Source organism: Rhizobium aouanii (assembly GCF_037002925.1).
Lineage (GTDB): Bacteria > Pseudomonadota > Alphaproteobacteria > Rhizobiales > Rhizobiaceae > Rhizobium > Rhizobium aouanii.
The window spans coordinates 40,914-54,547 of sequence record NZ_JBAMYD010000009.1; the positions used below are offsets into that span (position 1 = coordinate 40,914).

The 13,634-nt window shown below is 61.9% G+C and carries 11 protein-coding genes; 5 read left to right on the forward strand and 6 right to left on the reverse strand.

What is annotated here, in order from left to right:
* Nucleotides 1-95: 95 nt before the first annotated feature.
* From V8P77_RS16930 to V8P77_RS16955, 6 genes are all read right to left on the reverse strand, one after another.
* Nucleotides 96-1,742 (reverse strand): acetolactate synthase large subunit, encoded by a 1,647-nt coding sequence (locus V8P77_RS16930; RefSeq protein WP_335913476.1) that lies wholly within the window; start codon nt 1,740-1,742, stop codon nt 96-98.
* 116 nt (nt 1,743-1,858) lie between these two features.
* Nucleotides 1,859-2,737: a DUF6030 family protein gene (locus V8P77_RS16935; RefSeq protein WP_335913657.1), complete on the reverse strand. Its 879-nt coding sequence runs from the start codon at nt 2,735-2,737 to the stop codon at nt 1,859-1,861.
* A gap of 474 nt (nt 2,738-3,211) precedes the next feature.
* Entirely contained in the window at nt 3,212-5,326 is a 2,115-nt protein-coding gene (locus V8P77_RS16940) for a carboxy terminal-processing peptidase (protein ID WP_335913477.1), read from the reverse strand.
* 147 nt (nt 5,327-5,473) lie between these two features.
* The gene (locus V8P77_RS16945; RefSeq protein ID WP_335913478.1) at nt 5,474-5,953 is read right to left on the reverse strand and encodes an MEKHLA domain-containing protein; all 480 of its coding nucleotides are present in this window, start codon (nt 5,951-5,953) and stop codon (nt 5,474-5,476) included.
* Nucleotides 5,954-6,011: 58 nt separating this feature from the next.
* The gene (locus V8P77_RS16950; RefSeq protein WP_003562390.1) at nt 6,012-6,734 is read right to left on the reverse strand and encodes a response regulator transcription factor; all 723 of its coding nucleotides are present in this window, start codon (nt 6,732-6,734) and stop codon (nt 6,012-6,014) included.
* A 13-nt stretch (nt 6,735-6,747) separates the two neighbouring features.
* The gene (locus V8P77_RS16955; RefSeq protein WP_335913479.1) at nt 6,748-7,986 is read right to left on the reverse strand and encodes a GAF domain-containing sensor histidine kinase; all 1,239 of its coding nucleotides are present in this window, start codon (nt 7,984-7,986) and stop codon (nt 6,748-6,750) included.
* A 280-nt stretch (nt 7,987-8,266) separates the two neighbouring features.
* On the opposite strand from V8P77_RS16955, the gene V8P77_RS16960 reads away from it, so the two are divergent.
* From V8P77_RS16960 to V8P77_RS16980, 5 genes are all read left to right on the forward strand, one after another.
* Entirely contained in the window at nt 8,267-9,283 is a 1,017-nt protein-coding gene (locus V8P77_RS16960) for an ABC transporter substrate-binding protein (protein ID WP_065282758.1), read from the forward strand.
* 71 nt (nt 9,284-9,354) lie between these two features.
* On the forward strand, nt 9,355-10,806 hold the full coding sequence (locus V8P77_RS16965) for a sugar ABC transporter ATP-binding protein (protein ID WP_335913480.1): 1,452 nt from the start codon (nt 9,355-9,357) through the stop codon (nt 10,804-10,806).
* Nucleotides 10,803-11,750, forward strand: coding sequence for an ABC transporter permease (locus V8P77_RS16970; RefSeq protein ID WP_335913481.1), 948 nt, complete (start codon nt 10,803-10,805; stop codon nt 11,748-11,750). The genes V8P77_RS16965 and V8P77_RS16970 overlap by 4 nt, the downstream gene beginning before the upstream one ends.
* Nucleotides 11,747-12,697, forward strand: coding sequence for an ABC transporter permease (locus tag V8P77_RS16975; protein ID WP_335913482.1), 951 nt, complete (start codon nt 11,747-11,749; stop codon nt 12,695-12,697). Before V8P77_RS16970 ends, V8P77_RS16975 begins: the two co-directional genes overlap by 4 nt.
* Nucleotides 12,698-12,711: 14 nt before the next feature.
* Nucleotides 12,712-13,626 carry an SMP-30/gluconolactonase/LRE family protein gene (locus V8P77_RS16980; protein WP_335913483.1) on the forward strand — a complete coding sequence of 305 codons (915 nt, stop codon included), beginning with the start codon at nt 12,712-12,714 and terminating at the stop codon, nt 13,624-13,626.
* Nucleotides 13,627-13,634: the final 8 nt, after the last annotated feature.

Here is a 13,634-nt window from a genome sequence, read left to right on the forward strand (position 1 = left end):
CAGTAACCTAGTTGAATACCACCATCGTGCCGCGTCGTCTGCCGGCAATTCTGCCATCGGCTCGCGGTCCAACGCCTTCATGGCAGGCGGCATCCTTAGACCTCTAATATCGCGGGGAGCCGTTCGCGAAGCTCCTTCACCAGCACGCGTTCATTTTCCGAGTAGTCGACGGGGACGTTCACCAGATGGACACCTCCTGCGGAGAATGCGTCTTCGAGCACCTGCTTGAACCGACTAATATCGTCCACCCTGGTTCCCTTGGCGCCGTAGGATTCGGCATATTTCACGAAGTCGGGATTGCCGAAGGTCATCCCGAAATCCGGGAATTCGTCCACGGCCTGCTTCCAGCGAATCATGCCGTAGGCATTGTCCTCGATGACAAGAACGACGAGGTTGAGTTTTAGCCGGACGGCTGTCTCCAGTTCCTGGGAGTTCATCATGAAGCCGCCATCCCCGCAGATCGCCATGACCCGCCGCTCCGGATATAGCATCGAAGCAACCATGGCCGACGGCAGGCCAGCTCCCATCGTTGCAAGAGCATTATCGAGCAGCAGCGTGTTCGCCATCCGCGTCCGGTAGTTCCGCGCGAACCAGATCTTGTACATGCCGTTGTCGAGCGCCAGGATGCCATCATGCGGCATCACCTCTCTTATATCGTTGACCAGACGCTGCGGGGTGAAGCGATCCTCCGTTGCCCGCGCGGCGATGCGATCGAGAATGCGCTCGCGGAGATGGAGAAGCGCCTGCGCGTTCGGTAGCTTGCCCTCGAGGCGATCGGCCAACGCCTTCAGCGAAGGGCCGATGTCGCCGATGACTTCGGATTGCGGGAAGTAGACCTGCTCGACGGTCGCCGGCTGATATCCGACATGAACGACCTTCGGACCGCCCTTGCCCATGATGAAAGGTGGCTTCTCGATCGTGTCATGGCCGATCGTGATGATAAGGTCGGCCTGTTCGATGGCCTCGTGGACATAATCCCGCTCCGACAGCGCGGCGGTGCCCATGTAGAGCTCGGTTCCACCTGGAACCGTTCCCTTCCCCATCTGGGTCGTGAAGAACGGGATGCGCGTGCGGATCACGAATTGAGCGATGTCGGAGGTCGAGCGAGGGCGCGAGGCCGCTGCCCCGAACATCAGAAGCGGACGTTTGGCTGCGGCGATGAGGGCGGCGGCGCGATCGAGGGCCGCATTGCTTGCCGTCGGCAGCTCGAGCTGATGCGGTGCAATCAGCGCCACCTCCTGGAATTCCTCGGCCGCAATATCTTCCGGAAGTTCCAGATGCACCGGCCCAGGCCTTTCCTCCTGGGCGATACGGAATGCCTCCCTGACCGTCGTCGGGATCATCTGCGGCGACACTATCTGCCTTGCGAGCTTGGTCAGCGGCTTCATCGACGCGACGACATCGACCACCTGGAAACGCGCCTGGCGGGACGAGAGGATCCCCTTCTGACCTGTGATCATCACCATCGGCATCGCGCCGAGCAAGGCATAGGCGGCACCCGTCGAGAGGTTGAGAGCACCCGGCCCGAGCGTCGTCAGGCAGACGCCGGGCTTTCCAGTCAGGCGGCCATAGGTCGCAGCCATGAACGCGGCCGCCTGTTCGTGCCGGGTGAGGACGAGCTCGATCGACGACTTGCGGATGGATTCGACGACGTCGAGATTCTCTTCGCCGGGAATGCCGAAGATGCGATCGACACCTTCGTTCTCAAGCGCTGCCACTAGAAGATCGGAGCCTTTGGTCATGGATGTGTGCCCGTGTTGTTTGGTTCGAGGCCTCCAGAAAGGAAGGCCCCCTCGAAGATATGTTCTTTTCCGGGCCTGTCCATGCGTTCGGCGGCATCGGCGGTTGTCGTCGATGTTCAGCCACAGTTCCGGCTCGATCCCGGATCGTGACGAGTGCTTGCGCCGTCATTGAGCGCTGGCTCATATGGACGTTTCCGAGCGCTCACTGTGGATGAAGCTCGCGGGAGCACTGCGGGCATTTGGAGCCAACGCTCAGTCGAAAAATACGTCTTGGTCTTCACCTGCGAACTTGAAGTCGCCTTAAGACCAAGAACGAAATTGAAGATATTTGCGCTGTCTGCTTCGCGCGTAAAGCTGAGATAGGAGCCGAATCGTTCGTATTCGACATTTCGAAGGTTTTGAATCGAGGCAAGAGTATCCTCGAAATCACGCCAGCACGCCTGCTTCACGATGATCTCGAAAATGCGCAGGACGGCCGGGGCGAGACGTCCCTGGGCGTCGGTCGTCGGCCCAATGATCTTGGCGCGGATATCAAGAATACCGCCCATTTCATCTCCACGAACCTTAACGAAGGTCGAGCTGAGGGGACGCACCTCGTCCCGTTCGTAGATGCGCTGAAAATAACATTCATAGCTGCGATTGCGCATCGATGCGGCTTTCCATTCGCTCATCTCGATGCCGGCCTCTCGAAGAGCACCGCACATATTCCGCCCCGAGACGCGCCAGATCCGCAGAAACTGACTTGCCAATTCCAGCTTCGGGACCTCGATCAGTTGCAGCGATATCGACGTCGACGGGAGGGGAGAAGGAGCCGCCGGATCAGCGCGGGCGGCTGTGCGAGATGATCGGGCAGCCTTATTGAGAGTTCGATATTCAAAAGGCTCGACCGGCTCTTCGAGGTGGTGGACTTCACGATAAAAAACGACGATGCCTGCAAGAAGCAAAATTGATATCAAAAGCCCCGGCCAAAGCAGAGACCGGCGGTTGCTCGGCAATGAGAAAACCCGCTGCCTAAGTGGACTGTCGCGAGGAGGATCGACTGCTGATAGCACTTTATCCACGGCGCGACCTCACAAGCAAAATAGGAGCGGCTGCGAGTTCGAACCCAGTACCTCGATCCTATTTGCAACCAACTGTTGGTCGGCGCTCGGACCAATCAGCCCCTGCTGGCAACTCCTCCTGAGGTGAGCAACGGATGCGAAAAACGGTACAGTCTGTCCGACTCACCTTCGACACGGCAAGTGTGATGTCGCGCGTGTGGAGCGTCAAGCAGCAACTCCAGTGGACGGCGTTCGTCCCCTTTCTTAGCAAGCAGCTCGGCGGCGCGATCGATCAGGTTGTGCGTCGCAGGTTTGATGGCATATTCAGTGGCACGCTTGCCTCCGGACAAGCGGCGTCAAGATTTTGTCGTTACACGATCGCGTCCCGAAATTTTGTCACAGGACCTGAACCTACACCCGTCGGACTGACTATTTTCCGTCCGTGTTTCCCGATTGTTTTGCGGCTGCCTTGAGCACGCCTTCCCGCAGATCCGCCTCGTCTGCAAGAATGGCGGCGGCCTCGTTCAGCAAGACGTCTTTTGCATTCTTGCGGGCGTTCTCGATGGCAATATCAGCGCTCAGGCTGCGCTCGCCTGCCTCCAGGCCGTCATCTCCAAGATCCTCGCCATCCCCTGCTTTCGCTCGATCCTTGAACCGTTTCTCGCGAGCCGTCGCTTCTTTGCGACGTTCGGCTTCATTGAGGGAAACGACCCCTTTTTCGCGCTGCACCTTGAGGTCGGCAATGTCTTTAATCAGGCGTTGGAAGTCCGGATCGCTCTCAACCCGCGCATCATGGCGGCTTTGCAATGTCGGCAGCAACGTCGTGACCGTGTCGACAGCCGTGTACTTCGCAGGTTTGATCTGCGCCCACGGCAGGGCATTGTCATAACTGGTCTCGCCGAAGCTCGCTGGATCGAAAAGTCCTGGCAAGCTGATATCGGGCGTCACGCCGTGCAGCTGCGTCGTACCGCCGTTGACCCGGAAAAACTGGGCAATCGTCACCTTTAGCTCCCCTAACTCGGGTTTGCTGTTGCGGACGATCCGGTCAAGATCGACGACGGTCTGAACGGTGCCCTTCCCGAAACTGGGTTCGCCGACGATCACGCCTCGGCCGTAATCCTGGATTGCAGCGGCAAAAATCTCCGAAGCCGAAGCCGACCCGCGATTGATCAGGACACCCACCGGGCCTGTCCAGACAGGCGCTGCAAGCTCCGAGCTCCTGACCTCGACCTTGCCATCGCTGCCGCGTTGCTGAACGACCGGACCATTGCCGATGAACAGGCCAGTCAAATCGATCGCCTCGTCCAACGAGCCGCCGCCGTTGTTGCGCAGGTCGATGAGAACGCTGTCGACCTTTTCTTGGTTCAGCTCGCCGAGAAGCTTGGCGACATCGCGGCTTGCGCTCTTGTAATCCTTGTCTCCTTTGCGCTTGGCTTCAAAATCCTCATAGAATACCGGCAGGGTAATGATCCCGATTTTACGCGTGGCGTCGCCCGCTTTTACGGACAGCACAGTCTTCCTGGCGGCCTGCTTGTCGAGACTGATCTTATCGCGCACCAGGCTGATGACGCGATGCGTGGCATCAGCTCCGGCATCTGCCGGCAGGATGTCCAAACGCACGACGGAACCTTTTTTCCCGCGTATCATCTGCACGACTTCATCAAGGCGCGTGCCCACCACGTCCTTGATCGCGCCGTCCTTGCCTTGACCAACGCCGGTAATGCGGTCTCCGACCGAGAGCTTGCCGGACAGCTGTGCCGGTCCGCCCGGCACGAGCTCGCGGATCGTCGTATAGTCGTCGCGCTCCTGCAGGACCGCACCGATACCAAACAGCGAAAGCTTCATCGAGACATTGAAGTCCGCCGAAGCGGCCGTACCGAAATAATCCGTGTGCGGATCGATCGACGTTGCGTAGGCGTCCATGAACGATTGGAAAACGTCGTCGCTTTTGAACTTGTAAGCGCGCTCGAGCGTGTTCTCATAACGTTTGTCGAGTGTTTCGCGAATGGCCGCGTCGTTTTGGCCGCCCAGTTTCAACCGCAACCAGTCGCTCTTGACGCGCTTGCGCCAAAGCTCATTGCTCTCGGCCTCCGACTGCGGCCACGGCGCTTTATCGCGCAGCACCGAATAGTTTTCCTGCGCGCCGAAATCGAAGTCCTGCTTAAGCAGGTTGCGCGCATAGTTCATGCGGTCGACAACGCGCTGCTGATACGCTTTGAAGATCGCAAACGGGATCTTCAAGTCTCTCTCCTCGATGGCATCATCGACCTCGCTGCGGTCGGACATGAATCCGTCGATGTCGGCTTGCAGGAAGAGCATGCGGTCCGGATCAAGTGACTTGATGAACCCATCCATGATCCTGGCCGACAAGGCGTCGTCGAGTGGGACGGGCTTGTAGCTATACCGCGAAAGAAATTGCGCGCTCAACTCGGCGGCTTGCGCCTGTCGCTTTAGAGGCGCCAGGGCAGGTGGTGATGCAACTTCAGCATATGCGGACTGTGCAATTGCAAGAAATGCACCAAGGAAAAAGTAGGCTATGCGCATTCAGCGTTGATCCAATTCTTAATGCCGAGTGTCGATGTGCGATCTATGTGACGCAATCATGGTTTTTTGGCAACCAAATGGCAAAGGACATAGTTTGCAAAGCTGCGGACATATCCGGCGCCTGGTCGACGTCTCCGCAGCCGGCGCTCAATCCGCCTGCACGTCTTCCCAGGAATCGAATGTCGCAGCCTGACCGCGACGGCATCCGCTGCGGTCGACAAGGTCCCAAACGATGGCTTTTTCGATATAGAAACGCCGCCCTGACTTGGCGATGCGAAGTCCGCGGTAGTCGGCGATAAAGCCATTCGCCGCCACGGCATTCAACAACCTCTCACGTTCGGCGCGATCGGGCGCCTCCGCCGAAAGACGCGATGGCAGAGTGACGAACTCGTCCCATGAATATTCGAAGCAGGCCTGGGCAGCGCGGTTTGCGTAGATGAAGCGCGGATCGACGTCGGTATTGTGGGCAAGGACAACTGCCGGCGACTGGTCGTAAAGCCATTCAGCACCCCGGCCTTCCGGCGTCAGGCTGCGTCCCAAGCTTCGTTCGAAGCTTTCCGCCATCAGTGCGTAAAATTCGATATCGTAAGACAAGTCGAGTCCGGCGTCGTTATTGTTGGCAATCATGTCTGCGCATCTTGGATTGCGGCGAGAGATGTTGACGTGATGTTCTCAGCTCCGGAAACTACTTTCCCTCAAGCCATTCCTGCAGCTCTGCCTCAGCCCGCTCCAGAGCGCTGTAATTCAGGAGTTTGCGCAGGAAAGCGACGGTGACGGCGCGGGCGCGCAGATTGAAGCGGCCGTCCTCGTGGTCGTCGCCGGCGCTCTGGTAGACGTCGAGCTTGTCGTAGAGTTGCTGCAGGCGGTTCTGCACGCTGCGCAGCGAAAGGCCCCGGCGTTTGGCGATGGCCCGGTCGGTGAGGCCGAGCGCGATGTCGACGAGGATCTCGTATTCAGAGTCGGTGAAGCCGTTCGTCTGGCCGAGGCTCTTCTGCTGCAGGCCCCGCACCTCGCGGTCGATGACGCATTGGCTCTCGATGAAGATCGAGCGCAACGCAAGCTTCAGCCGCTCGTCGGAGGCGGATTTCAGCACATAGCCATAGGCGGCGCCATCCGGCACGATGCGGGAGACGCCGCGCACATAGGCCTCGTCAGAGTAATTCGACCAGAACAGGATGCGGGTCTCCGGCCGCTCCTTCCAGATGGTGCGCGCCGCCTCGATGCCGTTGCGGTTCGCCATCTGGAGGTCCATGACGATATGCGCCGACTTGTGGTCGCGGGCGAGCTTCTCGCCGACGGTTCCGTTCTCCGCCTCGATCACCGTGTCACATTCCGGCAGAGCCGCGTTGACCGCCTCGTGCAGATAGGACCGGTGCAGCGGGTCGTCCTCGACGATCAGAACCTTCATCATGCCCTTCTCCTCAGTTTGGCCCGCTCGGCGGGTCGTTCGGTACGAGCGGTAGCACGACGCGCACCACAGTTCCGCGATTGTTGTGGCCAGGCCCGGTCGTGAACCGCGCCGAAATCAGCCGCGCACGGGTCTTCATATTGTCGATGCCGCCGCCGATCCGTCCCCGCGTCTTGGCGAGGCCAGTTCCGTCGTCGGAGATTTCGATCGATAGCCGGTCGTCATCGGCCTCGAGCCGCACCGTGACGGCCAGTGGCGCGGCATGGCGCACCGCATTGTTGATCGCCTCCTGGGCGATCCGGAACAGCGCGACGCTGACGGTCGGTTCCAGTCGCTCCAGCGCACCGTGCGTCTCGTCGACGAGGCCCCACTCGATCCCCGATCCCGTGTCGCGGGTCGATCGGTCCAGATGATGCTCGATTGCCTGGGCGAGGCCGAAGAGCTGGAGCACCGAGGGTTTTGCCTGCTCGATGATCTGCCGCAGATCCTGCATGCAATGCTGCAGGGAACGAGAGATCGGCTCCAGCGCCTCGGGCGCCACCTCGCCGTTGCGCGACAGCCGATCGATCCGGCGGGCGAGCCGCGTCAGGTCGGCGAGCGTCTGGTCGTGCAGGTCCATGCCGATGCGCTGGCGTTCCTGCTCCAACGCCTCGGTAAGCTTCAGCGCACCTTGCCGCAAGCCCTCCTCGCGGGCGCGGGCCTCCGCCTCGACAATAGCCGAGCGCTGCGCCTGCTCGGCCGCCTGCAGCGCGAAGAAATAGGGCGTCAGCAGGTCGGCGATGATGCGGGCGCGTTCGATATCCTCCATCGTATAGACGCCCGCCCTGTGCGACGAACAGGAAAGTGCGGCGATGATCGTGCCCTGCACCTTCATCGGCACATGCAAGCGGCTCCTCAGCGACTGTTCGACGATCGGCCGCTTGAACGCACCCTCGAAGTGGAAACGCGGGTCGGTCATGGCGTCATCCGCCAGCAGAAAATCCACCTCGCCCCAGAGCAGCGAACGGATGGGGCTGTTGACGACAGGCGCGCCGGCAAGCCCGCCCCAGGCGGTTTCGATCCCCGTCTCATAGGCCGTGTGGTAGTTGCCGCCCTCAAGCAGCACGCAGACATCGAGGTGGTCGTGCGGGATGATATGGGCGACCTCGGCCGCAACGGAACGGATAGCCGAGCGAAAGTCGAGCTGGCCCGCGAGCAGCCGGGAAATGCCGAGATAATGGTCGAACATGGCTGCGGGTACGAGATGCAGCATCGTCAGTTCCTCCCCGAGGCGGCGGCAGGCTCCTCAACCGGCCACGACCCTTCGCAGTAAGCGCCCGCGGAAGCGCCGCCGTCTTGCGTAAACCCGCAGCTTGTTGCGCAAATCCCGCAAACGGATTGCCGCCTTGCCCCTGTACAGGCCGGTCGATCTCCCGCATCCTGCCCTTACTGAGAGGAGGAAGCTCAGTGCAAGAACAATTTTCACTCGGCCCCAATTGGGCCGGCAGGAGTGAAGCGATCCGCCGACCAGCGCGATCATCAGGGAGGAAGACATGACAATCCGTAAGATGCTTCTGGCATCGGCCGCCATTGCTTGCGCCGCGATGCCCGTTTCCGCCTTTGCCGACACGTCGGCCAAGAAGATCGCCCTTTCCAACAACTATGCCGGCAACTCCTGGCGCCAGGCCATGCTGACGAGCTGGGGCAAGGTGACGGGCGAAGCCGTAAAGGCCGGCACCGTTGCCGCAGCCGACCCTTTCACCACCGCCGAGAACCAGGCGACGGAACAGGCCGCGCAGATCCAGAACATGATCCTGCAGGGCTATGACGCGATCGTGCTGAACGCTGCCTCGCCGACGGCGCTGAACGGCGCGGTCAAGGAGGCCTGCGACGCCGGCATCACCGTCGTTTCCTTCGACGGCATCGTGACCGAGCCCTGTGCCTGGCGCATCGCCGTCAACTTTAAGGAAATGGGCCGGAGCGAGGTCGAGTACCTGTCGAAGAAACTTCCGGACGGCGGCAACCTGCTCGAGATCCGCGGCCTTGCCGGTGTCTTCGTCGACGACGAAATCTCGGCGGGCATCCACGAGGGTGTCAAGCAGTTCCCGCAGTTCAAGATTGTCGGCTCCGTTCACGGCGACTGGGCGCAGGACGTGGCGCAGAAGGCTGTTGCCGGTATTCTGCCGAGCCTGCCCGACATCGTTGGCGTGGTAACGCAGGGCGGCGACGGCTATGGCGCGGCACAGGCGATTGCAGCGACCGACCGGAAGATGCCGATCATTATCATGGGCAACCGCGAAGACGAACTGAAGTGGTGGAAGGAGCAGAAGGACGCGAAGGGCTACGAGACTATGTCCGTGTCCATCGCGCCCGGCGTTTCCACGCTCGCCTTCTGGGTGGCACAACAGATCCTCGACGGCAAGGAAGTCAAGAAGGACCTCGTCGTGCCCTTCCTGCGCATCGACCAGGACAATCTCGAAACCAACCTTGCCAATACCCAGGCCGGTGGCGTCGCCAACGTGGAATACACGCAAGCAGACGCAATCAAGGTCATCGAGTCGGCAAAGTAAATCTCCCGGCGACTGCCGCGCGGCCGCAGAAGGTCGCGCGGCATTTTTTGCAAGCAGGCATGGCGGGCAGCATGGATGACGTTTTGAAGGCGGTGATCGCCGTCGATGGCGCCAAGGTGAGCTTCGGCGCGGTCCGGGCACTTGATGGCGTGACCCTCCACGTCCTGCCGGGCGAATGCGTCGGGCTTGTCGGACACAATGGCGCCGGCAAGTCCACTATCGTCAGCGTGATCAACGGCGGTCTTACGCCGCACGAAGGAAGTGTGGCGAGCGACGGCGAGCGGCTGGAGCGCTATGGCATCAACGCCGCGCGTGCCCGCGGCGTGCGTTGCGTCTTCCAGGAGCTTTCGCTCTGCCCCAACCTTTCGATCGTTGAGAACACGCGCATCATGCATCGCCATCTCGGTGGCTTCGGCTGGCGCAGGCGCGCCGCAAACATCATCGAGACGAGCCTCGACGCCGTCTTTCCCCGCCACGGCATCGACAGCAGCCGGACCGTGGGGGATCTTTCGATCGCCGAGCGGCAGATGGTCGAGATATCAATGGCCTTTTCCGACGCCGGCATTGCGCCGCGTCTGGTGATCCTCGACGAACCGACCTCGTCGCTCGATGCAAGCCTTGCCCGGCAGATGCTCGATCATGTCCGCCGCTTCATTGCCGAGGGCGGGTCCGTCATCTTCATCTCGCATATCCTGCACGAGATCCTCGAAACCGCCGACCGCATCGTCGTCATGAAGGACGGCCGCGTCGTTGCCGAGCGCCCGGCGCCAGGCTTTGACCATCACGGCCTCGTCGAAGCCATGGGCACCGTTGCGAAGGAGGAGACCGGGCAGCGCTCCGTGCGCGAACTGTCCACCGCTCCGCTCATTCTGTCCCATCAGGCGAAGGGCCTTTCCTTTGCGGCCCGCAAGGGCGAGATCATCGGACTGGCGGGCCTGGCGGGCCATGGGCAGACCGAACTTCTGCTCGCCCTGCATGCCGCCCAGTCGGGCAACTGGCTGCCCGAGCGCGATCCGCTCGTCACCTTCGTTGCCGGCGACCGCCGCCTCAACGGCGTCTTCGAGCTGTGGAGCATCCTGCGCAACTTCTCCATCGCCTCGCTCGGTGACCTCTCCCGGCGCGGCCTGATCCTCGCGGGCGAAGAGGAGACGAAAGGCGCCGACTGGAAGCGGCGGATCGAGATCCGCACGCCCGATATGGACAATCGCATCCTGTCGCTTTCGGGCGGCAACCAGCAAAAGGTGCTCTTTGCCCGAGCGCTCGCAACGCGCGCGCCTGTTGTCCTGATGGATGATCCGATGCGCGGTGTCGACGTCGGGACCAAGCAGGAGGTCTACGCGATCATCCGCGAGGAGGCGGCGCGCGGCCGCACCTTCATCTGGTACTCGACGGAGATGGACGAGGTCCGCCTCTGCGACCGCGTCTACGTCTTCCGCGAAGGCCGCATCACCGCCGAACTCGCCGGCGACGCCGTCAACGAGAAGAATATCATCGCCGCCTCCTTCGAGGGGGTCGCCGCATGACGTTCCGGCCGTCGTCCGACGCCCTGCGTCTTGCCATTCCCGCCCTGTCGTTGACGCTGCTGCTCGCCGCCGTCTTCTGGCTGCAGCCGCGCGCCATGAGCTATGTCGGGCTCAACCTGCTGTTCAACCTGGCTGTGCCGATCGCGCTTGCGACGATCGCCCAGATGATCGTGATGGCGGTCAACGATCTCGATCTCTCGATGGGCGCCTTCGTCAGCTTCGTCGCCTGCGTCACCGCGACCTTTCTGCGGGATGCCCCGTTGATCGGTATCCTGATCCTGGCCGGCGCGATCGCAACCTATGCGGGCCTCGGCGTCGTCATCTATCTGCGCAACCTGCCGTCCATTGTTGTGACCCTCGGCATGAGCTTCGTCTGGGGCGGCCTTGCCGTCCTGTTGCTGCCGGCACCGGGCGGACAGGCGCCGGACTGGGTACGCTGGCTGATGACCGTCAAGCCGCCGCTGGCGCCGATGGCGATCGTCGCCAGCATCGTCATCGCCTTGGTCGCCCATCTTCTCGTCATGCGGTCGTCACTCGGCGTGCTGATGCGCGGCATTGGCGGCAACCAGCGCTCGGTCGAGCGCGCCGGCTGGTCGATTGTCGGAGCGCGCGCTGCCGCCTATGGTCTTGCCGGCCTCTTCGCGGTGCTCGCCGGCATCGCCCTCGTCGGCCTGACGACCTCGGCCGACGCCAATATCGCGCTGCGCTACACGCTGCTGTCGATCGCCGGCGTGATCCTCGGCGGCGGCGAGTTCATCGGCGGCCGCGTCTCCCCGATCGGCGCCGTCATCGGTGCGCTGACGCTGACGCTTGCCGGCTCGTTCCTGTCCTTCCTGCGCATCTCGCCGGACTGGCAGATCGGAGCTCAAGGCGCGATCCTGATCATTGTGCTGGCACTTCGGCTGATGCTGAACCGCCTGGAGAAGCGGGAGAAACGCCGATGACCCCGCTCCTTCGCCTCTTCCGCAAACCCTGGATCTGGTCGTGGCTTGCCGCCTTTGTCGTCTGGTTCCTGACGATCATGGTGACGCTCGGCGCCAGCGCGTTCGGCCTGTCGCAGGCAGCCCTCACCTTCGCAGCCTTCTCGGTCATCGTCGGCATCGGCCAGATGTTCGTCATCACGCTCGGTCCCGGCAATATCGATCTCTCGGTTCCCGCCACCATGACGCTTGCCGGCACGGTGGCGCTGAAGCTGATGAATGTCGAAAACGGCATGATCCTGCCGGGCCTTCTCGTCGCCATCGTCATCGGTCTTGTCGTTGGTCTCGGCAACTATGCGCTCATCAAGGCGCTGCGCATTCCGCCGATCATCGCCACGCTTTCCATGAGCTTCATCGTGCAGTCCGCCGCGATCTGGACGAACCGGGGCTTGCGCATCAAGCCTCCAAGCGTTCTGGCGGAATTTACCACGTCGAACACGCTCGGCGTGCCGAATGTGGCGATCGTCGCATTCTTGATCTCGCTGCTTGCCTGGTTCCTGCTCGATAAGACGATCTACGGGCGCTGGATCTCGGCGATCGGCCAGAGCATGCCGGCCGCGCGCATGGCGGGCATTCCGGTCGACGGCACGCGTTTCGTCACCTATCTCTTCTGCGCCGTGCTCGCATCGGTCGCAGGCTATCTGCTCGCCTGCTTCTCCGGCGGCGCGGCGCTCAACATGGGTTCGGAATATCTCCTGATGTCGATCGCCGTCGTCGTGATCGGCGGCACAGCGGTTGCCGGCGGCGATTCCAACGTGCCGGGCATCTGGGGCGCATCGCTCTTCATGTTCCTGGTCGTCTCCATGCTCAACACTTACGGGCTCGGCGCGGGCATCCGCCTGATCATGACCGGCCTCATCATCATCAGCGTCATCGTGCTCGCCGGCGGTCGCCGGGCCGGCATGCGATAAACGGAAAGACCGCCATGGCCGAGGCCAGCATCTACGAAATCCACGACCCGCGCTTCCGGCAGATGATCGTGACCAGCGCCGGTCTCGATGAACTCTATTCTGGCTGCCGCTGGGCGGAGGGTCCCGTCTGGTTCAACGACGCGAACCAGCTGCTCTGGAGCGACATACCCAACCAGCGCATGCTGCGATGGACGCCCGAGAGCGGCGTCTCCGTCTATCGCCAACCGTCCAACTTCACCAACGGCCATACGCGCGACCGGCAGGGACGGTTGATCTCCTGCGAACATGGGACGCGCCGCGTGACGCGCACCGAAATCGATGGCTCGATCACCGTGCTCGCCGAGCGTTTCGAGGGCGGGCGGCTCAATTCGCCGAACGACGTGGTGGTGAAATCAGACGGCTCGATCTGGTTCACCGATCCGACCTACGGCATCATGTCGGATTATGAAGGCTATCGTGCCGAACCGGAGCAACCAACGCGCAACGTCTACCGGCTCGATCCGACGACGGGCGCCCTTGCGGCTGCCGTCACGGATTTCATCCAGCCGAACGGCCTCGCCTTCTCGCCCGACGAGACAATCCTCTACGTTGCGGATTCCGCCGCAAGCCATGACGAAAGCCTGCCACGCCACATCCGCGCTTTCGACGTGGTCAACGGCAGCAGCCTGGCAAACGGCCGCGTCTTCTGCCTCATCGACAACGGCATCCCGGACGGCATCCGCACCGACGTCAACGGGAACCTCTGGTCGAGCGCGGCCGATGGCGTGCATTGCTTCGACCCGACCGGCAAACTGATCGGCAAGATCCGCGTACCCCAGACCGTCGCCAACCTCACTTTCGGCGGGCCTCAACGCAACCGGCTGTTCATTGCGGCGACGCGGTCGGTTTATTCGGTCTATGTCGCCGTGACTGGGGCGCAGGTGCCGTGAGGTTGGTC